This is a genomic window from Gilvimarinus gilvus (assembly GCF_030518155.1).
Lineage (GTDB): Bacteria > Pseudomonadota > Gammaproteobacteria > Pseudomonadales > Cellvibrionaceae > Gilvimarinus > Gilvimarinus gilvus.
Window position 1 is genome coordinate 1 of record NZ_JAULRU010000447.1, and the last position, 440, is coordinate 440.

At 60.9% G+C, this 440-nt stretch carries 1 protein-coding gene; it reads right to left on the reverse strand.

The features are described from left to right. Positions 1-440: LOG family protein (locus QWI17_RS08810; RefSeq protein ID WP_302722150.1), on the reverse strand; the 440-nt coding region annotated here is incomplete at both ends.

Consider the following 440-nt stretch of genomic DNA (forward strand, 5'->3'; position numbering starts at 1 on the left):
CCTTGGTTTCGGCCATTGAAGGCGAACGACAAACGGGTCAGGTGGCTGTAGTCCCCCAACTCGTGTTCGGCGCTGCTGTCTGCTTGCTGGTGGTACTTGCCGCTCAGGCGCAGGTCAGCAAAGCCTTCCTCGATGTCAGACAGCGCCGCCTCGCTCAGGGCGTGATGCATGCGGATCACGAACTGGCTGTTCAACCAGCGGCTGGAGTGATAGTTGCGGTAGAACTGGTTGATTTCCTCCACCGCCTCCTCGGCACTGTGCACCAGGCGCACCAGCTTCAGGTCGCTGGGCAGAATGTAATGGTTGTCCTCCAGTTGGCGGCTGATGAAGCCCAGGCAATCACGCCAGAAGCTGCCGCCCGGTGAGTCCAGCAATACCACGGGGACCAGCGGGCTTTTGCCGGTCTGGATCAGGGTCAGCACTTCCAGCGCCTCATCGAG